This is a genomic window from Actinacidiphila sp. bgisy160 (assembly GCF_057707815.1).
In genome coordinates this window covers 16749-40086 of record NZ_JBYIQW010000010.1, presented here as the reverse complement: position 1 = coordinate 40086, position 23338 = coordinate 16749, and the positions used below count along the sequence as shown (strand labels likewise).

The following is a 23338-nucleotide window of genomic DNA, read 5'->3' as shown; positions in this document are numbered from 1 at the left end:
TCGGAGGTCTCGCGGTGGTGCCGTCCGCGGGGTGTCAGCCGCGGAGGCGGGACATGGCCGGGTCGAACAACGGCTCCGCGGCGACCCGCGCCTCCACGCGCCGGTCGAAGTACCCGATGCCGAGGGCGCACCCCGGCACGGCGAGCTCCGCCGGCAGCCACGCGTAGGCGATGCCCTTGCCGATCGTGTAGCCGTAGGCGGCGCTGGTGACGTAGCCGACGGGACGGTCGCCGTCGAACACCGGCTCCTTGCCCATCACCACGGCGCGGGGGTCGTCCACGGTGAGGCAGGTGAGCCTGCGCCGCACCTCCTCCCGGCGCCGGGCGAGCGCCGCCTTGCCGGTGAAGTCGTTCTTGTCCTCCTTGACGGCGAAGGCGAGGCCGGCCTCGTACGGGTCGTGCTCGAAGGTCATGTCGGTACCGAAGGAGCGGTAGCCCTTCTCCAGACGCAGGCTGTTGAAGGCCCCGCGCCCGGCGGGAACGCCGCCCAGCGGCCGGGCGGCGGCCAGCAGGGTGTCCCAGAGCTTGAGGCCCAGGTCCGCCGTGGTGTAGAGCTCCCAGCCCAGTTCACCGACGTAGGACAACCGCATCGCCGTGACGGGCACGGCCCCGACGTGCGCCCGCTTGGCGCGGAAGTACGTGAGCCCGGCGTCGGAGAAGTCTGCGTCCGCGAGCGGCTGCAGGACCTCGCGGGCGAGCGGTCCCCACAGGCCGACACAGCAGGTGCCCGCGGTGATGTCGCGGACCGCGACGGTGCCGTCGGCGGGCAGGTGCCGGGTGAGCCAGTCCAGGTCGAGGTTGCCGTTGACGCCGACCTGGAACAGGTCATGGGCGAGGCGGGCCACCGTGATGTCGCTGCGGATGCCGCCGTCGTGGTCCAGGAGCAGGGTGTAGGTCACCGACCCGACCGACTTGTCGACGTTGCCGGTGGTGAGCCGCTGCAGGAAGGCGGCGGCGCCGCCCCCGCCGACCTCCAGGCGCTTGAGCGCGGTCATGTCGTACAGCGCGACGGTCTCCCGGGTGGCCTGGGCCTCCGCGCCGACGACCGGCGACCAGTAGCGGGCCGCCCAGTCGCCGGGGGTGGGGATGGAACGGCCCGCCACCGCTGCGGCGTTGGCCTCGTACCACTGCGGCCGTTCCCAGCCGTTCGCCTCCAGGAAGAACGCCCCGAGTTCCTGCTGGCGGGGATGGAAGGGGCTGGTGCGGATCGGGCGCGGGGCGCCGGTGGGCTGGAGCGGGTGGATGATGTCGTAGACCTCGGCGAAGTTCCGGCAGCCGCGGGCGAGCACGTAGTCGGGGGCGAGCTGATGCGGCTCGAAGCGGTTGACGTCGCATTCGTGGAGGTCGAAGGACGAGCAGTGGCCGTCCACCAGCCATTCGGCCATCGCCCGGCCGACGCCGGCCGAGTGGGTGACCCAGACGGCCTCGGCGACCCAGAACCCCTTCACCTGCGGCGACTCGCCGAGCAGCGGCATACCGTCGGTGGTGAAGGAGAAGAGGCCGTTGATGCCCTCCTCCACTTTGGCGTCGCGGGTGGCGGGCAGCAGGGAGCGCGTCTCGGTCCAGGCGCCGGCGAAGTCGTCCTCGGTGAACTCCACGACGGACGGCATCCCGTCCGAGGCGCCGAACGCGGCGATGTCGTCGGCGTGGACCGGCATGGGGCGGTGACCGTAGGAGCCGATGCCGATGCGGTCGTGGCGGTCGCGGTAGTAGAGGCCGGCGTCCTGGTGGCGCAGGATCGGGCGGACGGCCTCGGCGGCCTGGCCCGCCAGGGCGGGGACGGGGCCGGTCCACGCGAACTGGTGGGCGAGCGGGGTGAGCGGCAGCTCCATGCCCGCCATCCGGGCGACCCTGGGGCCCCAGATCCCGGCGCAGCAGACGACCACGTCCGCCGCGAGCTCGCCGCCGCGGTCGGTGACCACCCCGGTGACACGGCCGTCGTCCTGCGTGACGGCGAGGACTTCGTGGCGCTCGAGGAAGCGCACGCCGCGCGCGGCGGCGCGCCGGGTCTGCGCCTCGACGGCGAGGACGGCCTTGGCGAGGCCGTCGGTGGGGACGAACAGCCCTCCCAGGACGCGTGAACGGTCCAGCAGGGGGTGGAGCGCGGCGCACTCGTCGGGCCCGGCGACCCGGCCTTGGACGCCCCACGACGTCAGCCAGCCGAGCCTGCGGTGCAGTTCGGTCAGGCGCTCCGGAGTGGTGGCCACCTCCAGGCCGCCGACCTGGAGGAAGCAGGGCTGTCCGTCGACGTCGAGGGAGCAGAGCTTCTCGACGGTGTAGCGGGCGAGTCCGGTCATGGTCTTGGAGGGGTTGGCCTGGAAGACCAGGCCGGGGGCGTGGGACGAGGAACCGCCGGTGGCGGGGAGCGGGCCCTGGTCGACGACCGTGATGTCGGTCCAGCCGGCGGAGGACAGCTCGTCGGCCAGCGCCGCCCCCACGACGCCCGCTCCGATGATGACCACGCGGGGTCCCGTCATCGCCACACCTCCCAGTTGCTGTCAGCGCAACATGATTCAGGTTGCGCAACTCAATGTGCCGGGCGCCGGAGAGGGTGTCAAGAGGCCCGCCAGGGGCGGGAGAAGGGCGGCCGCAGGCCCCCTCGGGGCCTGCGCGACGGCAGGGCGACGCCCGGGAACGACGGTGCCCGGCGGGCTGTCGGAACAGCCCGCCGGGCACGGGAACGACGCGATGGGGTGGTGGGGTGCGAAACGCTGCGGGGCTACTTGACCCAGGCGTCGACCTTGCCGGGGTTCGCCTTCACCCACTTCTCGGCGGCGGCTTCGGGGGTCATCTTGTCCACGGCGATGTACTTGGCGACGAGGTTCTGGTCCTCGTTCGTCCAGTTGAAGTTCCTCACCAGGTCGTAGGCCGGGCTGCCGGAGCCCGCGAACTTCTTGCTGACGATCTTGTCCAGGTCGTAGACCGGGTAGTCGCAGGCGACCTTCTCCGCGTCGGCGTCGCAGCCGGCCTCGTACGGCGGCAGTTCCACCTTGGCGAGCGGGACCTCCGACAGGAACCACTGCGGCTCGTAGAAGTAGCCGAGCAGCCACTGCTTCTTGGCCTCGGCCTGCCGGAAGGCCTGGATCAGCGCGGTCTCACTGCCCGCGTACACGACCTTGAAGTCCAGCTTGAGGTTCTTCACCAGGGCGGCGTCGTTGGTGACGTACGACGGGTCGCCGTCCAGGAGCTGGCCCTTGCCGCCGGACTCCGAGGTGCGGAACTTGTCGGCGTACTTGCCGAGGTTCTCCCAGTTCGTGATGTCCGGGTACTTCTCCGCCAGCCACGGCGGCACGTACCAGCCGATCACGCCCTTGTTGCCGGTCGGGCCGGCCTCGACGGCGGTCTTCTGCTGCTCTATGTACTTCTTCTTCAGGTCGTCGTGGCCCCAGTTCTCCAGGATCGCGTCGACCTCGCCGGTGCCGAAGCCCTGCCAGGCGATCTCCTCCTTGAGGTCCTTCTTCCTGACCGTGCAGCCCAGCTTCTCCTCGGCGACGTACGCCACGACCGCCGCGTCCGCCTCGTAGCCGACCCACGGGTTGACCGCCAGGTTGAAGGTGCCGCACTTGCCGGAGGAGCTGCCGGAACCGGCGTCCGACTCGCCGACCTTGGCACCGCCGCATCCGGTCAGGACGAGCCCGAGCACCGCGGCTCCGGCCGCCCCGGCACGCCATCGCACGGACCGGCCGTCCGCCGTCGGGGGGTGTGTTGTCATGTGTCTTCCGCCTCCTGCCTAGCGCCCGCCGGGCACCCTGGTGGTGCGCCCGGCCGCGGCCTGGGTGATCCGGTCGGACATCACGCCGAGCAAGACGATGGCGAGCCCCGCCGCCAGCCCCTTGCCGTAGAGCTCGCCCTGTGAGAAGCCGGCCACGACGTCGTAGCCGAGGGCGCCCGCACCGACCAGGCCGCCCACCACGACCATCGACAGCACGTAGATCAGGCCCTGGTTGGTCGCGAGAACCAGGGCGCCGCGCGACATCGGCAGCTGGACCTTGGTGACGAGCTGCCAGGTGCCGGACCCGGCGGCCGTCGCCGCCTCCACGGTCGTCTCCGGCACGCCCCGTACGCCGTCGGCGACGATCTTCATCGTCACGGGCGCGGCGTACACGACGGCCGCCACGATCGCGGTGAAGCGGCTCGCGCCGAACAGCGCGAGGAAGGGCACGAGGTAGACGAAGGGCGGCATGACCTGCGCCGCGTCCAGGCCGGGCCGGACGATCCGGTCGGCGAGCGCGCTGCGGCCCATCCACACGCCCACCGTGATCCCGAGCAGCATCACCAGCAGCGTCGCCACGACGGTCGAGGCGAGCGTGGTCATCGCGTCCTGCCACAGGCCGGTGCCCAGCAGCAGCCCCACGCACACCGCGGCGGTGGCGCCGGCGCCGAGTCCGCCGAGGACCGCGCCCAAAGCCACGAGCACGAGGCCGGTGAGCCACCACGGGGAGTCGGTGAGCAGTGTCTGGAAGGGGTTGAGGAGGGCGGTGGTGAGCGCGTCGCGGATGCCGTTGGTGGCCCCGGACAGATGGTCCTGTGCCCAGGTGGTCACGGTGTCGGCGGCGCTCGCCAGCCGGAGTCCCGCCGCGCCCTCGCCGGGGAACTCCGCGGCCCAGACGTAGGTGTGGGACAGCCAGGCGGCGACCGCCGCGGCCACGGCGCCCGCCGCCGTCAGCGGCCCGCGCCACCGCCGCAGCCGGCCGCCCGGGCGCCGCGCCCGCTCCGTCCCGGCGGCGGCCGCGGTGGTGACCCGGTCCAGGACGATGGCCATGACGACGATGGCGAGGCCGGCGTTGAAGGCGGTGCCGACGTCGAGCGACTGCAGTGCCTGGACGACGGTCTTGCCGAGGCCGGGGGCGTCGATGAGGGCCGCGATGGTCACCATGGACAGGGCCGCCATGATCGTCTGGTTGACGCCCATCACCACGGTGCGCCGGGACATCGGCAGCAGCACCTTGGTGAGGGTCTGCGCCCTGGTGGAACCGAGCGACTCCGCCGCCTCCACGGTGGTGGCTGGGACCGAGCGGATCGCGTGCGCGGTGATGCGGACGGCGGGCGGCGCAGCGTAGATCAGGGTGGCGATGGTGGCGGAGGCCGGCCCGATGAGGAAGAAGAGGGTGAGCGGGGCCAGGTAGACGAAGGCCGGCATCGTCTGCATGAAGTCGAGCACCGGTGTCACCACGCGGTTCACCCGCGACGACAACCCGGCCCACACGCCCAGCGGGATGCCGAACAGCAGCGCCACCAGCACCGCGGACAAGGTGAGCGCGAGGGTGTCCATGCTCTCCTGCCACAGGCCCTGGAGCCCGAGGAAGGTGAAGCCCGCCACGGCCAGCAGCGCCACGCGCCAGTTGCCCATCGCCCAGGAGACGTAGCCGGCGATGGCGACGACGCCGAGCCATCCGGTCTGCGGCACCGGGCGGCCGTCGGCCGGCTGCGAGATCAGGGTCTGGACGAAGGTCACCAGGGTGTCGATGACCAGCCGGATCTCGTTGAAGAAGTAGAGGAAGAGCGGATTGCTGTTGCGGTCCGCCCCGATGGTGTCGTTGACGTCGTTGAACCAGCGGTGCAGCGAGGTCAGGTCGGCGGCCGCGAGGGCGAGCGTGTGCCGGCCGCGCAGGAGTGCGAAGAGCACCAGCCACAGCACGACGATGCCCGCCACGACCACCCGGCGGCGCAGCCGGACGGGCGCGAGCCGTTCCCGCGCCCCCGAGGCGACGACCGCCATCACGCGCCGCCTTCCCCGCCCGCGACGACGGCGAGGATCTCCTCGTCGCCGACGACGCCGAGCAGCCGTCCGTCCTCGACGACCCTGACCGGCTTCTCGGCGGCGAGCACGGCCCGGGTCGCCTCGCGGACGACGACGCCCGGGCCGAGTTCGGGGCCGTCGAGGGCGTCGTCGGGCCGGGGGTCGCGCATGATCCAGCGGAGCGTCAGCACGTCGGCCCGCGGTACGTCCTTGACGAAGTCGCGCACGTAGTCGTCGGCCGGGGCGCCGACCAGTTCGTCGCCCGTGCCGCACTGCACGGTCCTGCCGTCGCGCATGATGAGGATGCGGTCGCCGAGTTTGAGGGCCTCGGACAGGTCGTGGGTGATGAAGACCATCGTCTTGCCGACCTCGCGGTGCAGCCGGATGACCTCGTTCTGCATGTCGCGCCGGATCAGTGGGTCGAGCGCGGAGAACGGTTCGTCGAAGAAGAGGATGCCGGGGTCCCCGGCCAGCGCCCGGGCGAGGCCGACGCGTTGCTGCATGCCGCCGGAGAGCTGGTCGGGGTAGGAGTTCTCGTAGCCCGCCAGGCCCACAAGTGCGACGACCTCCAGGGCCCGCTTCGTGCGCTCGGCCCTGCCCATGCCGCGGATCTCCAGACCGTACGCGACGTTGTCGACGACCCGGCGGTGCGGCAGCAGGCCGAAGTGCTGGAAGACCATCGAGAACCTGTTGCGGCGCAGTTCGCGCAGCCGTTTGGCGTCGGCGGCGCGGATGTCCTCGCCCTCCAGGACGACCTCGCCCGCGGTGGGTTCGACGAGCCGGGTCAGGCAGCGCACCAGCGTCGACTTGCCGGAGCCGGACAGGCCCATCACGACGAAGACCTCGCCGGGCGCGACGTCGAAGTGCACGTCGCGCACGGCCGCGGTGCAGCCGGTGCGCTCCATCAGCTCGCGGCGGCCGAGCCCGCACAGTTCCTGCGACCCCGGTACCCGGTCGGCCTTCGGCCCGAACACCTTCCACAGCCCGCGCACGGAGATGACCGCGTTCCGGTCCCGGTCCTGGTCCTGAGCCTCGTCGTGGGACGCGCCGCGCCGCTGCGGCACATCGGTCGGTGCTGGGGTCACGGTCGGCCTCTCTTCGGCGTTCAGCCGCGGAACCAGTGCTGCGGCCTGGGTCGGATGTTCTGCCAGATGTGCTTGGGCTCGCGGTACTCGTCCAGGCCGGTCGGTCCCAGCTCCCGGCCCACGCCCGAGTGCCCGAAGCCGCCCCATTCCGCCTGCGGTACGTAGGGGTGGTAGTCGTTGATCCACACGGTGCCGTGGCGCAGCCGGCGGGCGACCCGCTGCGCGCGCCCGGCGTCCCGCGTCCAGACGGCGCCGGCGAGGCCGTACTCGGTGTCGTTGGCGATGCGTACGGCGTCGTCCTCGTCGGTGAAGCGCTCGACGGTCAGCACCGGCCCGAAGGACTCCTCGTGGACGACGCTCATCCCCTGGTCGCAGTCGTCGAGGACGGTCGGCGGGTAGTAGAAGCCGTCCTGGAGTGCCGGGTCCGCGGGGCGGGCGCCGCCGCAGCGCAGCACGGCGCCCTCGGAGATCCCGGCGGCGACGTACGCCTCGACCTTGTCGCGGTGCGCGGCGGAGATCAGCGGGCCGGTCTCGGCCGCGGGGTCGAAGGGGCCGCCGAGGCGGATCGCCGAGGCGCGCCGTACGACCTCGCCGACGAAGGCGTCGTGCACCGTGTCCTGCACGATCAGCCGGGCCCCGGCGGAGCAGACCTGCCCGGAGTGCAGGAAGACGGCCGTGAGCGCGAAGTCCACGGCCGTCTCGAAGTCGGCGTCGGCGAAGACCACGTTGGGGTTCTTGCCGCCGAGTTCGAGGGCGACCCTCTTGACCGTGGCGGCGGCCGCGGCCATCACGCGTCTGCCGGTCTCCAGGCCGCCGGTGAAGGAGACCATGTCGACGCCGGGGTGCTCGGTGAGCGGGGCGCCGGCCTCCGGCCCCGCGCCGAGGACGAGGTTGGCGGCCCCGGCCGGGAGTCCGGCCTCCTCCAGGGCCCGCATCAGCAGCACGGAGGTGGAGGGGGTCAGCTCGCTGGGCTTGAGGACGACCGTGTTGCCCGCGACGAGCGCGGGCGCGACCTTCCAGGACGCCTGTAGCAGCGGGTAGTTCCAGGGGGTGATCAGGGCGCAGACGCCGACCGGCTCGTACTCGACGCGGCTGACGGCGTCGTCGCGGCCGGTGTCGACGACGCGTCCGGCACCGGTGCCCGCGATCCCGCCGTAGTGGCGCAGGCAGGCGACGACGTCGGCGATGTCGTACTCGCTCTCCGCGAGCCGCTTGCCGGTGTCGAGGGATTCGGCGCGGGCGAAGTCCTTGGCGTCCCGTTCGATGATGGCGGCGGTGCGGAGCAGGAGGGCGCCGCGCTCGCGTTCCGGGGTGCGCGGCCAGGGGCCGTGGTCGAAGGCGGCGCGGGCCGCGGCGACCGCGGCCTCCGCGTCGGCGCGGGTCGCCTCGGAGACCGTCGCGACCAGGGCTCCGTCGGCGGGGCAGCGGATCTCCCGGCGGCCTCCGGCCGCCGCTTCGCGCCACTCTCCGTCCAGATACAGGTCTGCCACGCGCGGAGTCCTCGCTTCGTTGCACATAGCGCATCGAATTGCTTGTGATGGAACACCCTGTCCGAACGCCCACCGGCCGTCAAGGGGTCGCACGGCGCGTACGGCATCTCTGGATCCGGTGAACGCCGCACCGGGCGAGGTCAGTTGGCGGCGGCGTCGCGGTGCCGGTAGTACTGCGCCTTCGAGGGCGGCAGCGGCTCCCGGCCGAGGATCAGATCGGCCGCCTTCTCGGCGATCATCATCACGGGCGCGTAGATGTTCCCGTTGGTCACGTAGGGCATCACGGACGCGTCGACCACGCGGAGCCCGTCCACACCGTGCACCCGCAGGCCGGCGGGGTCTACCACGGCCATCTCGTCGGTGCCCATCCTGCAGGTGCAGGACGGGTGGAGGGCGGTCTCGCCCTCCTTGGCCACCCACGCCAGGATCTCCTGGTCGGTCTCGACGCCAGGGCCGGGCGAGATCTCGCCGCCGTTGAAGGGGGCGAGCGCGGGCCGGCCGAGGATGTCGCGGGCGACACGTACCGCCTCGACCCACTCGCGGCGGTCCTGTTCGGTGGAGAGGTAGTTGAAGCGCAGCGCGGGCTTCTCGCGCGGGTCGGCGCTCCTGATCTTCACCGAGCCGCGCGCGTCGGAGTACATCGGCCCCACGTGCACCTGGTAGCCGTGGCCGCCGGCCGGGGCGGAGCCGTCGTAGCGCACCGCAATGGGCAGGAAGTGGAACATCAGGTTGGGGTAGTCCACGTCCTCGTTGCCGCGCACGAAGCCGCCGGCCTCGAAGTGGTTGGTGGCGGCGGGACCCTTGCGGAAGAGCCACTGCAGGCCGATGAACGGGTAGCGCCACTTGGCCAGGTACGGCTGCATGGAGACCGGCTGCGTGCAGGCGTACTGGACGTAGACCTCCAGGTGGTCCTGAAGGTTCTCGCCGACGCCGGGCAGGTCGTGGACGACGTCGATGCCGAGCGCGGCCAGTTCCGCCGCGTTGCCGACGCCCGACAGCTGCAGCAACTGGGGCGAGTTGATCGCGCCGCCGCAGAGGACCACCTCGCGGGCGCGCACCTGCCCGCGGGCGCCCCCGCGGCGTTCGTACTCCACGCCGACGGCCCGCTTGCCCTCGAACAGGACCCGGGTGACCAGGGTCCGGGTCCGCACCGTGAGGTTGGGACGCCGGCGCACGGGGTCCAGGTAGGCCCGGGCGGCGGAGAGCCGGCGGCCGCGGTGGACGTTGCGGTCGAAGGGCGCGAAGCCCTCCTGGCGGTAGCCGTTGACGTCGTCGGTGAGCGGGTGGCCCGCCTCCCGGACCGCCTTGAGGAAGGCGGGGAAGAGCGGGCTGGAGGCGGGACCGCGCTCCAGGACGAGCGGACCGTCGTGGCCACGGAACTCGTCGTCGGCATCGGCGGCGAGGCAGTTCTCCATGCGCTGGAAGTACGGCAGGCAGTGGGCGTAGTCCCACTGCTCCATGCCGGGGACCTGGGCCCAGCGCTCGTAGTCCATGGGGTTGCCGCGCTGGAAGATCATGCCGTTGATGCTGCTGGAGCCGCCGAGCACCTTGCCCCGGGCGTGGTAGATCCGCCGTCCGCCCATGTGGGGCTCGGGCTCCGACTCGTAGCCCCAGTCGTAGAAGCGGCTGCCGATGGGGAAGGTGAGCGCCGCCGGCATGTGGATGAACACGTCCCACGGATAGTCCGGACGGCCGGCCTCCAGCACCAGGACGCGGTTGCCGGGATCGGCGGAGAGCCGGTTCGCGAGGGCGCAGCCGGCGGATCCCCCACCGACGATGACGAAGTCGTACTGAACGGGAGCCATGTCAGCCTCGTCTCACTGGTCTCGCGTGTCTCGCCGGTCTCACCTGTCTCGCTGGTGTCGTTGGCGCGGTCGACGGGTGGACTGGCGCAGCATGCTAGTACGGTGCCGCTATGCGCACCAGGTTGCGAACCGCGCAACTTGCCACCGGGGTTTCGGTCTTGTTTCTCCCCGGGCTCCGTCCGCGGGACCCTCACGCCGTTGTTTACCGCGCGTATAGTTTCGCTGTGAGCAACCTCAGCGCGGATACCGAAACAAGCGGTGCGCAGCCGGGCGGAGTCCAGTCCGTCGACCGGGCCATCAGCGTGCTGGAGATCCTGGCGCGGCGCGGCGAGGCGGGCGTGAGCGAGGTGGCCGCCGAGATCGAGGTCCACAAGTCCACGGCGTTCCGGCTGCTCGGCGCGCTGGAGGCGCGCGGACTGGTGGAGCAGGCGGGCGAGCGCGGCAAGTACCGGCTGGGCTTCGGCATCGTACGGCTGGCCGGCGCGGTGACCGGCCGCATCGACATCACGCAGCAGGGCCGGCCGGTGTGCGAGCGGCTCGCCGAGGAGATCGGCGAGACCGTCAACATCGCCGTGATGGAGAAGCACTTCGCCATCAACCTGTATCAGGTGCGCGGACCGGCGGCGGTCACCGCGCACGACTGGGTGGGCCGGCTCACGCCGTTGCACGCGACCTCCAGCGGCAAGATCCTGCTCGCCCACCTTCCCGCGGCGCGGCGCGCGGAACTCCTCACCGAGGCGGGCCTGGAGAAGCTGACCCCGCACACCCTCACCTCGCGGACGAGGCTGGAGAAGAACCTCGCCGAGGCGAGGGAGCGCGGGTACGCCTGGACGCTGGAGGAACTGGAGATCGGACTGCACGCGATGGCCGCCCCGGTCCGCTCCCACGACGGCGAGGTCATCGCCGCCGTCAGCGCCTCCGGCCCCTCGTACCGCTTCACGCCGGAGCGCATGCACGAGCTCGCGCCGCTGCTGGTCGCCGGGGCCGCCGAGATCAGCCATCGCATGGGTTACCTGGGCTGAGGCGTGCCGAGGCGCTCGTGCACCCAGTCGTGGAAGCCGGCGATGTGGTGCTCGCTGGGGACCAGGACCCCGCCCTTGGCGTAGAGCCGGGAGCCCATCGCGGGCTGGCAGCGCTCGCAGGCCTCGAAGTCCTGGCGGTTGACCCGGTCGAAGAGCTCCACCGAGCGGCTGACGTCCTTGCCCGCGGTGACGACGTCCTCCAGGTAGAGCCAGTCGCACTCGACGACCGTGCGGTCGGCGGCGACCGGGTACATGCGGTGGAAGATCACGTGGTCGGGCACCAGGTTGACGAAGACCTGGGGCTTGATGGTGATCGCGTAGTAGCGCCGGTCCTGGGCCGCGGAGACCCCGGGTATGCGATCCAGTCCCGGCGAGCCGTCCACCGTGAAGCCCTGCACGTCCGCGGCGAACTCGGCGCCGTGGCCGACGTAGTACTGCGCGGCGTAGCCGTCGGCGAACTCCGGCAGCACCTCCGTCAGTTCGGGGTGGATCGTGGCGCAGTGGTAGCACTCCATGAAGTTCTCGACGATGAGCTTCCAGTTGGCCCTGACGTCGTAGACGATCCGCCGGCCGACCCTCAGGTCCTGGATGCCGTAGCGGTCCAGGGACTCCGCGTCCCCCAGGCGGGTGACGACCTCGCCGACCACCTGCTCCTCGAAGGAGGGCGGGTCCTCGGCCAGGCAGACCCAGACGTAGCCCAGCCATTCGCGGACGTGGACGGGGACGAGCCCGTACTCGGTGCGGCCAACGTCCGGCATCTTGGTGAGGTTGGGCGCCGCCACGAGCCTGCCGTCCAGGTCGTACGTCCAGGCGTGGTACGGGCATTGGAAAGCCCGCCTGACCTCGCCGGCCTTCTCGGTGAGCAGCCGGGCGCCCCGGTGCCGGCACACGTTGTAGAAGGCGCGCACCGCGTGGTCCCGGGACCGGGTCACCAGGACGCTCTCGCGGCCGACGTCCACCGCCTTGAAGGCGCCCGGCCTGCCGAGTTCGCAGGAGCGCGCCACACAGAACCACATCGCCTCGAAGATGCGCTCCTGCTCCTGGACGAAGATCCCGGGGTCCGTGTAGTAGGAGCCGGGGAGGGTGGCGATCAGGCTGTCCGGCAGACCGGTCGGGGTCACGGGCACTCCTTGCGAATGTTGTGTAATGAGCAACGGAGTGTGCACTGCGCAACTGCAGGATGTGGCGCCGGACCGGCGCTGTCAAGACGCCGCGGCGGCCAGCCGCTTGCGCCAACGGGTGAACGAGCGGGGCCGGTTCATCCCCAGTACGGCGACCGGCACCCCGCCCCTGCGGTAGACCGCGAGGACGTCGCGCTCCTCCGGGGCGCCCTCCTCGACGGCGACGGTGTCGGCCCCCTCGGCACGGCCCACGAACTGGATGCGCACGCCGTACTGGTCGGACCAGAAGTACGGCGGCCGCGGGGCCCGTGGCGCACCCGCACCGCCGGTCAGCAGCGCGGCGACGGCGACGGCCGGACGCTCCAGGGCGCCCGTCCAGTGCTCCACGCGGTGGTGCGTGCCGGCGGCCGGGTCGTACCAGGCGGCGCAGTCGCCGACGGCGACGACATCCGGCAGGCTCGTCCGCCCGTCCGTCCCGCAGCGGACACCGTCGCCGAGCCCGATCCCGGACCCGGCGAGCCAGTCCACGCAGGGGCGCGCCCCGATGCCGACGACCACCGTGTCCGCGGGCAGCCTGCGGCCGTCGGCCAGGAGCACGGCCGCCACCCGCCCGGCGCCGTCCGCCTCGGTCCCCCGCACCCCCGTGCCGCACAACAGCCGTACGCCGTGGTCGCCGTGGAGGCCCGAAACGACACCGCCCATGGTCTCGCCGAGCGGCCCCGACAGCGGGGTGGGCGCCGCCTCGACGACGGTGACGTCCAGGCCGAGGGCGTAGGCGGTCGAGGCGACCTCGGCCCCGACGAAGCCGCCGCCGATGACGACGAGCCGCCCACCGCGCGCCAGATCGGCGCGCAGCGCGCGGGCGTCGTCCAGGGTGCGCAGGGTGTGCACACCGGACCGTGCCGCAGCGCCGGGCAGCGTACGGGCCGCGGCCCCGGTGGCGATGACGACGCCGTCGGCGGTGACGGCGCGGCCGTCCGCGAGCCTGACGCCCCGTGCGCCCGGGTCGAGCGCCACGGCCCGGGCGCCCAGCAGCCATTCGGCCCCCAGGTCCTCGCCGTCCGCCTCCAGGCCCAGGGCCGCCTCGTCGGCCCGTCCGGCGAGGAACTCCTTGGACAGCGGTGGCCGGTCGTAGGGCCGGTGCGGTTCATCCCCCACGACCACCAGCCGACCGTCGTACCCCTGGGCGCGCAGCGCCCGCGCCGCCGACAGCCCCGCCAGCGAGGCGCCGACCACGAGGACCGCTCTCACCCGGCTCCCCCGGCGAGCCGGGTGGCCGCGCACGGCGGGGAGCCGGGGCCGGGGACCGACAGGCGTACGTGGATCACGCCGTCCTCGACCACGACCTCGTGCGTCCGCACGGGTCGCCTGGCCGGGGGCGCGTCCACCGCGCCCGTCCGCAGGTCGAACTTCGAGGCGTGCAGCGGGCACTCGACCTCGCACCCCTCCAGCCAGCCGTCCGCGAGCGACGCGTCCTGGTGGGTGCAGGTGTCGTCGACGGCGTAGAGCTCGCCCTCATCGGTGTGGAACACCGCGACGGGCGGGTCGGTTTCGAGCCGGAAAGCCTCGCCACGCGGGAGATCCGCGAGCCGGCACACGGGAATCATCATGACACCTCGGTGCGTATGGCGGAACTGATTGCGGTTGACGCAACATCAGTGTGGAGGTGCCCCCCACCCCTGTCAAGGCATCCCCCGCACCCCCGGACGCCCATCTGACGGGCGATCACCCGCCGCCCGCCGGGAGCCCGCCGGGAGCCCGCCGGGCGCGGGCTGCGCGCGGGCTGGGTCCAGCCGGACGCGGACACCCACGAGGTGTGGCGGCGCGGCGGGCCGGTCCAGGTCTCGGTGACCGAGTTCGCGCGCTGCTCCGCTTCCTGCTGGAGAACCCGGACCGGTGGCGTCCAAGGGCCAGACCCTCGACGCCGTGTGGAGCTGCGGCTTCCAGGGCGAGTCCGGGATCGTGGGGACCTGCGTCTCCTACCTGCGCCGCAAGCTCGGCGACACCGACCAGTCGCTCATCCGCACCGTGCGAGGGGGCGCGCCACCTGCTGAGAGCCGCCCAGGCCATCGATACGGCTTCGCGCTGACGGTGCCCGCGCCCGGCGCTATGTTGGCCTTCGGAGGAAGAGCCGAAGAGAAGAGGGCATGATCCCGAACGAAGCCGCCGCCCAGGAGCCTGAAGCGCCGCTCGAGCAGCCGGGAGCGGAGCGGCTCGGGCTGCTCCGGTCCTCGGGCGACGAACAGGGCGAGCGCGAGGCGCTGCGACTGGGGTTGCAACAGGCCGTGGCGGCGCTGAACGGCTTGGGCGGACTGGTCCACCTGCGCGGGCAGGAGGCCCGGGGCGGAGTGTCCCTGCGCCTGGCCGCGAGCAGTGGCCTGCCCCGGAACCTCACCCGGGGCTGGCTCTTCCTCCCCCCGCAGGACGGCACCGCGCCCGGGCGCGCGGCGACCGGCGGCGAACCGGTGTGGCTGCCCACGACGGAGACGACCCCCGGCCCGCTGCCCGGCAGGTCCGGACTCGCCTCCGTACCGCTCCCCGGCCCCGAGGACTCGCTCGGCGCGCTCTCGGTGGTGACCGCGAACGCCGCGCCACCGGGACCCGGCGAGTGGGAGCTGCTGGGCGAGATCGCCGCGTGGGTGTCGGAGCGGCTGGGCCGGACGGCGGCTGTCGAGTCGCGCGAGCGCTGGCGCCTGGCGGAGGGCGGCTCGGGCTCCCGGCCCCGGGAGACCCCTTCCGACGTGGGCATCGGCACCTGGGAGTGGAACGTCCGCACCGGCGAGGCCTACCTCGACGAGACCGCGCGCTCCGTCTTCGGGATGTCCCCGCAGATGTACGACGGGCGGCTGGAGACCTGGGTGGAACTGGTCCACCCCGAGGACCTTCCCTGGGTGATCGCCGACGCCGAGGAAGCCGCCCGCGCCGCCGGCGGCTTCGCCTGGGAGTACCGGGTCCGCCGGCCCGACGGGAGCTTCCGCTGGGTGCAGGCCCGCGGCCGCAGCGTGCTCGGCGAGGACGGCAAGGCCGTCCGGCTCGCCGGTGTGCTGTGGGACAGCACCGAGACCCGGGTCGCGATGGACGCCGTCGGCCGGGCCCTGCGCCACATGAGCGACGGTTTCCTGGCGGTCGACGACGACGGCCGCATAGCCTTCGCCAACCCCCAGGCGGAGCGGTTGCTCGGGGCGAGGCGGCCGCTGGTCGGCGAGGTGCTGTGGGGCCTGCCCGGGGTGCCCGGCTCGGGGCTCGAGAGGCACTGCAGGCGGGCGGCCGAGGGCGACGCGACCGTCAGCGTGGACGTCGAGTGGGACGGCGGCGAGCGCCGCTACCACCTGCGTGTCATGCCGGTGCCCGACGGCCTGACCCTCTACCTCACCGACGTCACCGAGCGCCGGCTGGCGGAGGAGGCCCGCGCCGAAGCCGCACGCGCCGCGGCCGACCGCGCCGCGCACATCGGCCGGCTCACCACCGCGCTCGCCGAGGCCGTCACCGTCAAGGACGTCGTCGCCGCGGTCGCCGACCGCGTGCTGCCGCTGTTCGACGCCACCGGGCTGATCATCAAGACGCTGGAGGGCGACCTGCTCCGGGTGGCCGGCTTCGTCGGCTACCCCCCGGGCCTGATGGAACGCCTCAGCCGGACCCGGCTCACCGAGGACAGCCCCGGCGCCGACGCCATCCGTGACCGCGTGCCCCGCTACATCACCTCCGCGAAGGAGTTCCGGGAGAGATACCCGCACCGGATCGCCTTCCAGGAGTGGTCCCAGAAACACGCCTGGGCCTTCCTCCCGCTGATCGTCTCCGGGAAGGCGGTCGGCTCCTGCGTCGTCTCCTTCTCCGAGCCGCGCCCGTTCAGCGAGGAGGAGCGCACCCTGCTGACCGCGCTCAGCGGACTGGTCGCCCAGGCCCTGGAGCGGGCCCGGCTGTACGACGCCGAGCACGGGCGGGCACAGGAGCTGCAGCGCGGCCTGCTGCCGCGTCTGCTGCCCGAACTGCCGGCGGTCAGCGCCGCGGCGCGCTATCTGCCCGCCGTCGAGGGGACGACGGTCGGCGGGGACTGGTACGACGTCATCCCGCTCTCCGCCGACCGGGTCGCGCTGGTCATCGGCGACGTGATGGGGCACGGGATCTCCGAGGCCGTGACGATGGGGCGGCTGCGCACCGCGGTGCACACGCTCGCCGGTCTCGAACTGTCCCCCGACGAACTGCTGGCGCACCTCAACGACCTGGTCAGCGACCTGGGGGACGACTTCTACGCGACCTGCCTGTACGCGGTGTACGACCCGGCCGGCCGCACTTGCACCTTCTCCCGGGCCGGGCACCCGCCGCCCGCGCTGGTGCTGCCCGACGGGACCGTCCACTTCGCCGGGCACTCGCCGGACGCCCCGCTGGGCGCGGCCACACCGCCGTTCGCGACCGTGGAGCTGGAGATCCCGGAGGGCAGTCTGCTGGTGCTCTACACCGACGGACTGGTCGAGTCCTCCCGCCGGGACATCGACACCGGCATGGCCGGGCTGGCCAAGGCCCTCACCGGCGCGCGGGCCGCGGCGCCCACTCGGCCCGCGGAGGGCCGCCGGGGCGAGGCCGAACGGCTCGGGAGGCTCTGCGACGAGGTGGCCGCGGCCCTCGACCCGCACCAGCAGCACGCCGGGGACGACGCGGCCCTGCTCATCGCCCGCACGCACGCCCTGGCGCCGGGTGACGTCGCCACCTGGTCCCTGCCCGAGGACCCGCTCGCCGCGGGCGAGGCGCGCGAGCACGTCCGCCGCCGACTGGACGCCTGGGGCCTGGACGAACTGGTCACCACGACCGAGCTGATCGCCAGCGAGCTGGTGGGCAACGTGGTGCGGCACGCCAAGGGCCCCATCAACCTGCGGCTGATCCGCAGCCGTACCCTCGTCTGCGAGGTGTCGGACGGCAGTCTGAGCACCCCGCGGATCCGGCACGCCGGCGACACCGACGAGGGCGGTCGCGGGCTGCAGCTGGTGGCCGCGCTGTGCCAGCGCTGGGGCACCCGCTACGTCCCCGGTGGCAAGTGCATCTGGACCGAGCAGGCGATGCCGGAGCGCTCGTGGCCTGGGGCGATCCCCAGCGCCGACTCTGATGGCGCTGTGATGTGACTTTGCTGCGCCGAGCGGGGCCACCGGCGCAGCCGGCGCCGCCTGCCGGGTGTCTCCCCGTGCCCACCCCTCGTTCGGTTCCGGCCGCTTCCGAGCAGATACTGGGACAGGCCCTGGACACACCCGTTCGACCGATCGAGCCGAGGAGCACGCACCATGCGCATCGCCGTCCTGGACGACTATCAGAAGGCTGCGCACCGGTTCGCCGACTGGGACGCGCTGGGAGCGAAGGTGGTCTTTTTCCACGATCACATCGCGGGCACGGCCGAGCTGGCCGAGGCGCTGGACGGCTTCGACGTGGTGGTCGCCATGCGCGAGCGCACGCCCTTCACCGAGGAGCGCTTCGCGGCGCTGCCGGCGCTGCGCCTGCTGGTGACCACCGGGATGGCGAACGCGTCCATCGACCTGGACGCCGCCCGTCGGCACGGTGTGACGGTGTGCGGCACGCAGAGCGTCCCGCACGCCACGGCCGAACTGACCTGGGGGCTCGTCCTGTCGCTGGTCCGGCACATCCCCGAGGAGACGGCCGGGATGCGGCACGGGAAGTGGCAGCACACGATCGGCGGGGACCTGCACGGCCGGACGCTCGGGGTGGTGGGGCTGGGCCGGCTGGGCGCGCGGGTCGCCGCGATCGGCGCCGCCTTCGGGATGCGCGTCCTGGCCTGGAGCGCCAATCTCGACCCGGAGCACGCCACCGCGTGCGGCGCACGGGCGGTCGGCAAGCGGGAGCTGTTCTCGCGGTCCGACGTCGTCACCGTGCACTACAAGCTCAGCGGGCGCAGCACCGGTCTGGTCGGCGCCGAGGAGCTGGGCTGGATGAAGCCCACGGCGCTGCTGGTCAACACCTCGCGCGGGCCGCTCGTCGACACCCCGGCGCTGGTCGCCGCGCTGCGCGAGCGCCGGATCGCCGGTGCGGCACTGGACGTGTACGACACCGAGCCGCTGCCCGCCGGGGACGTGCTGCGGACCCTGCCCGGCACACTGCTCACGCCGCACCTGGGCTACGTCACGGAGGCGACGTACGAGGTCTTCTACCGGCACGCGGTCGAGGACATCACGGCCTTCCGTGACGGCACACCGCTGCGGGTGCTCACGGCCTGAGCGGCGCGGCGTTTTCCGGCCGAACCGGCGTCCCGGCTCCCCGCGGGGCGCCGGTCCGCGTTTTCCGGGCCGGGTGGTGGGCAGAAGCTCCGTGTACAACTGTTCACTAAACGCCGGAATCGGAGCACAGGGAAGGACCGGCATGCTGTTCCTGGTGGTCGCACTGGCCCTGTTCGGGCTGCTGCTCGGACCGGTCGCGCATCTGCCGCTGCCCGTGAGCGTCGCCCTCGCCGCCGTCATCGTCGTGTGGCTCGCGCTGTACGCGGTGCGGCGGCGCGTGGCGCGCCGCAGGGAGGGGTGAGGGATGCCCGGGACACCCGCCGCGCCGCGCCGCGCGCACTCGGACGGCGTCGCGGCGGCGTCGTTCGTCCTCGGACTGGTGGGCCTGCTGGTCTTCAGCGTGGTCCTCGGCCCCGCCGCCCTGGCGCTGGGCTCGATGGCACTGTTCCAGGGCACCGCCCGCCGGGGACGGGCCGTACTGGGGCTCGCGCTCGGGGTGGCCGATCTGGTGGTGCTCGCGGTCGTGACCGCGGCCGACCACGCCTACGTGTGGTCGCTCTGACCGCCGCCGAACCGCGCGGGGACCGGAGCCGTCCGGCTCCGGTCCCCGCGGGCACGGCGGTCGCGAGGGCTCAGTGGCCGCGGGCGATCCACTCGTCCAGATGAGGGGCCTCGGCGCCGATGGTGGTGCTGTCGCCGTGGCCGGTACGTACGACGGTCTGCGGCGGCAGGGTCAGCAGCCGGTCGCGGATGGAGCCGATGATGGTCGGGAAGTCCGAGAAGGACCGCCCCGTGGCGCCCGGTCCGCCCTGGAAGAGGGTGTCGCCGGTGAAGACGGTGCCGAGGGCGGGCGCGTACAGGCAGACGGCCCCCGGCGCGTGGCCCGGGGTGTGCAGCACCGTGAGCTCGGTGCCGGCCACCGAGATGACCTGACCGTCCGTCAGCTCGCCGTCCGGGGACCGCTCGGGGTGGGTCTGCTTCCACAGCGGCAGGTCGTCGCCGTGCAGCAGGATGGGCGCGCCGGAGCGCGCCGCGAGCGCGGGCGCGGCGTCGATGTGGTCGTTGTGGGCGTGGGTGCTGACGATCGCGATCAGGCGGCGGCCGCCCAGCGCCTCGGCGATGGCTTCGGCGTCGTGGGCGGCGTCGACGACGATCGCCTCTGTGTCGTCGCCGACGATCCAGACGTTGTTGTCGACGTCCCAGGTGCCGCCGTCCAGCGAGAAGGTGCCCGAGGTGACGAGGTGGTCGATGCGTGCGGCCATCAGAAGACCACCACCGAGCGCAGCACGTCGCCGCGGTGCATCCGCTCGAAGGCCTTCTCCACCTCGTCCAGGGCGATGGTCTCGGTGACGAAGGTGTCCAGGTCCAGCCGGCCCTGCTGGTGGAGGTCGATGAGCATGGGGAAGTCACGGGAGGGCAGGCAGTCGCCGTACCAGGAGGACTTCAGCGCGCCGCCGCGGCCGAACACGTCCAGCAGCGGGAGTTCCAGCTTCATCTCGGGCGTGGGCACACCGACCAGCACGACGGTCCCGGCCAGGTCGCGGGCGTAGAAGGCCTGCTTGTACGTCTCGGGACGGCCGACCGCGTCGATGACGACGTCGGCGCCGAAGCCGCCGGTGAGCTCGCGGATGGCCTCGACGGGGTCGGTCTCCTTGGAGTTCACGGTGTGCGTGGCACCAAGCTTCTTCGCCGTCTCCAGCTTCCGGCCGTCGATGTCCACGGCAATGATCTTCGCGGCGCCCGCGAGCCGGGAGCCCGCGATCGCGGCGCCGCCGACGCCGCCGACGCCGATGACGGCGACGGAGTCGCCGCGGCCGACCTGGCCGGTGTTGATGGCCGCGCCGAGACCGGCCATGACGCCGCAGCCCAGCAGCCCGGCCACGGCCGGGGAGACGGCCGGGTCCACCTTGGTGCACTGGCCGGCGTGGACGAGGGTCTTCTCGGCGAAGGCGCCGATGCCGAGGGCCGGGGAGAGCTCGGTGCCCCCGAGCAGTGTCATCTTCTGCTCGGCGTTGTGGGTGTTGAAGCAGTACCACGGGCGGCCGCGCAGACAGGCACGGCACTGACCGCACACCGCACGCCAGTTGAGGACGACGAAGTCCCCGGGGGCGACGTCGGTGACGCCCTCGCCGACCGACTCCACGACGCCGGCCGCCTCGTGGCCGAGCAGGAACGGGAAGTCGTCGCTGATGCCGCCCTCGCGGTAGTGCAGGTCGGTGTGGCAGACCCCGCAGGCCTGGATCCGCACCAGCGCCTCCCCCGGCCCCGGGTCGGGCACGACGATCGTTTCCAGGCTGACGGGGGAACCCTTCTCCCGGGCGACGACGGCACGGACCTGGTGAGCCATGGGGCACTCCTCGGCTGGTTGTCGTTTCTCATTACGGCACATTCCGCACGTAACGCAACGCAAGCATTGACGACGGCCGACAGAGCGGTCAAGAACCGCGCCGCCGGGCCGGCGGGCATGCTTCATTCTTACCGAGGATCATGCCCGGCGCCCCCGTTCGGCGGGCCACGGCGCCCGGTGTCCTCCCGCCGCCGCGCGTTCCCCGTCACTGCGCGTTGAGCAGCATCCGCGGATTGCGGTCGCCCGCAGCCCGGGACGCGGGCAGCAGCGAGACCGCCACCGCGACCGCGACGCACACGCCGACGATCAGGACCAGCACGGCTCCCGGTGGGGACTGGGCGATGCCCGCGCCGACGCCGCTGGAGCTGCCCTGCAGGTCGATCAGCCAGTCGGAGGCGAACATCCCCGCGGTGACCCCCGCCGCGGCGGCGGTCAGGACGAGCAGGCCGACGCCGGTGACGACGGTCGCCACGGTCTGCTGGGGCGTCAGGCCCACCGCGCGGTAGGCGCGCATGTCGCGGGCGTGGTCGCGGATGCCGCTGCCGACGGCCGTGGACAGTTCGGCCAGGGCGATCAGCGCGAGCACGCTGACCAGTCCGATGATCACGCCGCGCACCGGGGAGAGTTCGGCGCCGGGGCCGGTGACCTCGCGCACCTCCAGGGCGCCGTGCGACGCGTCGGAGAGGGCGCCGCGCACCGCGCTGCGGTCCGCGCCGGGCCGCACCATCAGGCTGTAGTACGAGGGACCGACGGAGGCGTCCTGGGCCCGCAGTACGTCGAGCGGCGCGGAGATCACCCGTCCGCCGTGCCCGGTCTCGATGCTGCGGCCGACGATGTGCAGGATGTGCGGGGTGCCGCCGACGGTGATCCGGACCCACTGGCCGACCTCGACGTGGAGCGCGTCGAGCAGGCCCTGTCCGGCGAGTGCCTCGTCGGGTCCGGCGGGGCGCCGGCCCTCCGCGACGGCGAAGGGGTAGGGGTCGGCGGTGGTCCCGATGCCCCGCAGGGTGACGGACTGCGACTGGCCCGGGGCGAGCGCGGGGAGTTCGACGCCCGGGTGGACCGCGGCGATCTCCGGTCGCGCGGCGAGCAGTCGCCGGACGGCGTCGTCGGTGAGCCCGTTGGGGCGAGCGGTGAGGGCGCCGGCCTGGCCGAGCTGCTCCGGGTGGTGCTCGAAGCGGTCCAGGGTGGCCCAGGTGCCCAGCGCCACGGTGACCATCAGGACCGGCAGGGCGAGCCGGGCCACGGCGGCCGCGGAGCGGGCGGGCCGGTGCAGGACGCCACGGCAGCCGAGCACCAGGGCGGGCGGGGTCCCCAGGCGCAGCGCGACCCGGGCCGCCCCGGACATCCTCCGGCGGCCCGGAACGGTCCCCCGGGCGGCCGGGATCGGCGGCACACGGCCGGCCCGCCAGGCGGCGAGCACCGTGGCCAGGGCGATGACCAGCACGGTCGCCGCGGCCGTGCCGGGGAGCGCCCAGGTGTGCTGCGGCAGTCCCTGCCATAGCCCCATGGCATCCCCCATGGGCCCGGGGATGCCCGGCGCGAGCGCCTCCGCGGCCACCGATCCGAGCACCACGCCCGCGATGGCCAGCACCGCGTGCTGCACGAGGAACATCCGCACCACCTGGGCCGGGGTGAAGCCGACCGCCTTCAGGACCGAGATGTCGCGGACGTACGCCAGGACGCGGGTGGCGATGCCCCCGGTCACCGCGATCGCGGCGGCCAGCAGCGCGGCCAGCCCGAACAGGCCGAGCAGCAGCCCGAGAAGGTGGTTGTCCCCCTCGGCGTCGGCACGGGCCTCCCGCCAGGTGGCGACACTGGTGACGCGGTCCGAACCGACGGCGGTGACGGCCCGCTGGACGACGAAGGCGGTGTCCGCCGGATCCTTAAGCCGCAGGCCCACCGTCTGGCCCGCTCGCGCCGGGCCGGTGGTGAGGCCGTTCACGAGCGTGGGCGAGGCCCAGGCGACACCGGGGTTGTCGCCCGGGGAGTAGAGGGGTTCGGCGGTCCCGGCGACACCGACCACGCGGACGGTGCTCCGCTGTCCGTCGCGGGTCACGCTGATCTCGTCCCCCGGCTCGGCCCACAGCGCGGACGCCACCGACCGTTCCAGCACGACGCCGTCGCCCGCGCCGCCGTCCAGCCAGCGCCCGCGGTCCATCAGCGGCCGGCCCACCGACGGCGGGTTCGTGCCCGCCGCCCGCAGGTCGAGGGCGGCCTTCTCCCGGCCGTGCTGCGCGGTGACGGTGAGGGTACGGAAAGGACCGGAGACCGCGGCGACCCCGTCGATGCGGGACAGCGCACCGGTGTCGGCGCCGCCGTCCGTGCGCAGCCAGACGTGGGCGCCCTCGGTGGCGGTGAACATCCGCTGCCATGGGTTGGCCGCGTACACCAGCAGGGCGACGGAGAGCAGCAGCGCCACGGTGATGCCCGCGGTGGCCAGGACGATGGACAGGGCCTGGCCGCGGTGGGTGCGCAGATCGGCGAGGGCCCAGCGGACGGTGGCGCGCACGG

General features: G+C 73.1%; 18 protein-coding genes. 6 read left to right on the top strand and 12 right to left on the bottom strand.

The genetic code is table 11. The features are described from left to right. Positions 1 to 34: 34 nt before the first annotated feature. From AC3EUJ_RS11630 to betA, 6 genes are all read right to left on the bottom strand, one after another. Positions 35 to 2476, bottom strand: a complete 2442-nt coding sequence (locus AC3EUJ_RS11630) for a GcvT family protein (RefSeq protein WP_431961008.1) — start codon at positions 2474 to 2476, stop codon at positions 35 to 37. Between the two features lie 242 nt (positions 2477 to 2718). Beyond that, complete coding sequence (locus tag AC3EUJ_RS11625; protein WP_431961007.1) at positions 2719 to 3711, bottom strand: ABC transporter substrate-binding protein; 993 nt, start codon at positions 3709 to 3711, stop codon at positions 2719 to 2721. 18 nt (positions 3712 to 3729) lie between these two features. Then, positions 3730 to 5718: an ABC transporter permease subunit gene (locus AC3EUJ_RS11620; protein ID WP_431961006.1), complete on the bottom strand. Its 1989-nt coding sequence runs from the start codon at positions 5716 to 5718 to the stop codon at positions 3730 to 3732. Then, positions 5718 to 6824: a quaternary amine ABC transporter ATP-binding protein gene (locus AC3EUJ_RS11615; RefSeq protein WP_431961005.1), complete on the bottom strand. Its 1107-nt coding sequence runs from the start codon at positions 6822 to 6824 to the stop codon at positions 5718 to 5720. The genes AC3EUJ_RS11620 and AC3EUJ_RS11615 overlap by 1 nt, the downstream gene beginning before the upstream one ends. Positions 6825 to 6844: 20 nt before the next feature. Next, positions 6845 to 8314 (bottom strand): aldehyde dehydrogenase family protein, encoded by a 1470-nt coding sequence (locus AC3EUJ_RS11610; protein WP_431961004.1) that lies wholly within the window; start codon positions 8312 to 8314, stop codon positions 6845 to 6847. 140 nt (positions 8315 to 8454) lie between these two features. Beyond that, entirely contained in the window at positions 8455 to 10119 is a 1665-nt protein-coding gene (betA, locus tag AC3EUJ_RS11605) for a choline dehydrogenase (protein ID WP_431961003.1), read from the bottom strand. 224 nt (positions 10120 to 10343) lie between these two features. Between betA and AC3EUJ_RS11600 the strand changes: the two genes are divergently transcribed. Continuing rightward, entirely contained in the window at positions 10344 to 11141 is a 798-nt protein-coding gene (locus AC3EUJ_RS11600; RefSeq protein ID WP_431961002.1) for an IclR family transcriptional regulator, read from the top strand. Here the strand turns inward: AC3EUJ_RS11600 and AC3EUJ_RS11595 are convergent. The 3 genes from AC3EUJ_RS11595 to AC3EUJ_RS11585 all read right to left on the bottom strand — a co-directional run bounded on the left by AC3EUJ_RS11595 (position 11129) and on the right by AC3EUJ_RS11585 (position 13872). Then, positions 11129 to 12262 (bottom strand): aromatic ring-hydroxylating oxygenase subunit alpha, encoded by a 1134-nt coding sequence (locus AC3EUJ_RS11595; protein WP_431961001.1) that lies wholly within the window; start codon positions 12260 to 12262, stop codon positions 11129 to 11131. The genes AC3EUJ_RS11600 and AC3EUJ_RS11595 overlap by 13 nt on opposite strands. An 81-nt stretch (positions 12263 to 12343) precedes the next feature. Further along, positions 12344 to 13513: an NAD(P)/FAD-dependent oxidoreductase gene (locus AC3EUJ_RS11590; protein WP_431961000.1), complete on the bottom strand. Its 1170-nt coding sequence runs from the start codon at positions 13511 to 13513 to the stop codon at positions 12344 to 12346. After that, positions 13510 to 13872: a bifunctional 3-phenylpropionate/cinnamic acid dioxygenase ferredoxin subunit gene (locus tag AC3EUJ_RS11585; RefSeq protein WP_431960999.1), complete on the bottom strand. Its 363-nt coding sequence runs from the start codon at positions 13870 to 13872 to the stop codon at positions 13510 to 13512. Before AC3EUJ_RS11585 ends, AC3EUJ_RS11590 begins: the two co-directional genes overlap by 4 nt. A gap of 286 nt (positions 13873 to 14158) precedes the next feature. On the opposite strand from AC3EUJ_RS11585, the gene AC3EUJ_RS11580 reads away from it, so the two are divergent. From AC3EUJ_RS11580 to AC3EUJ_RS11560, 5 genes are all read left to right on the top strand, one after another. Beyond that, the gene (locus AC3EUJ_RS11580) at positions 14159 to 14413 is read left to right on the top strand and encodes a winged helix-turn-helix domain-containing protein (RefSeq protein WP_431960998.1); all 255 of its coding nucleotides are present in this window, start codon (positions 14159 to 14161) and stop codon (positions 14411 to 14413) included. Further along, positions 14410 to 17376 carry a SpoIIE family protein phosphatase gene (locus AC3EUJ_RS11575; RefSeq protein ID WP_431960997.1) on the top strand — a complete coding sequence of 989 codons (2967 nt, stop codon included), beginning with the start codon at positions 14410 to 14412 and terminating at the stop codon, positions 17374 to 17376. Before AC3EUJ_RS11580 ends, AC3EUJ_RS11575 begins: the two co-directional genes overlap by 4 nt. Positions 17377 to 17532: 156 nt before the next feature. After that, a complete protein-coding gene (locus AC3EUJ_RS11570) occupies positions 17533 to 18477 on the top strand; it encodes a D-2-hydroxyacid dehydrogenase family protein (RefSeq protein ID WP_431960996.1) in 945 nt (314 codons plus the stop codon). A gap of 142 nt (positions 18478 to 18619) precedes the next feature. Continuing rightward, positions 18620 to 18778: a hypothetical protein gene (locus AC3EUJ_RS11565; protein WP_431960995.1), complete on the top strand. Its 159-nt coding sequence runs from the start codon at positions 18620 to 18622 to the stop codon at positions 18776 to 18778. Between the two features lie 3 nt (positions 18779 to 18781). Continuing rightward, positions 18782 to 19039 (top strand): DUF4190 domain-containing protein, encoded by a 258-nt coding sequence (locus tag AC3EUJ_RS11560; protein ID WP_431960994.1) that lies wholly within the window; start codon positions 18782 to 18784, stop codon positions 19037 to 19039. 70 nt (positions 19040 to 19109) lie between these two features. Here the strand turns inward: AC3EUJ_RS11560 and AC3EUJ_RS11555 are convergent, their stop codons facing one another. The 3 genes from AC3EUJ_RS11555 to AC3EUJ_RS11545 all read right to left on the bottom strand — a co-directional run bounded on the left by AC3EUJ_RS11555 (position 19110) and on the right by AC3EUJ_RS11545 (position 23336). Beyond that, the gene (locus tag AC3EUJ_RS11555) at positions 19110 to 19739 is read right to left on the bottom strand and encodes an MBL fold metallo-hydrolase (RefSeq protein WP_431960993.1); all 630 of its coding nucleotides are present in this window, start codon (positions 19737 to 19739) and stop codon (positions 19110 to 19112) included. Continuing rightward, positions 19739 to 20824, bottom strand: coding sequence for an S-(hydroxymethyl)mycothiol dehydrogenase (locus AC3EUJ_RS11550; protein WP_431960992.1), 1086 nt, complete (start codon positions 20822 to 20824; stop codon positions 19739 to 19741). Before AC3EUJ_RS11550 ends, AC3EUJ_RS11555 begins: the two co-directional genes overlap by 1 nt. Positions 20825 to 21029: 205 nt before the next feature. Next, positions 21030 to 23336, bottom strand: coding sequence for an ABC transporter permease (locus AC3EUJ_RS11545; protein ID WP_431960991.1), 2307 nt, complete (start codon positions 23334 to 23336; stop codon positions 21030 to 21032). Positions 23337 to 23338 lie beyond the last annotated feature (2 nt).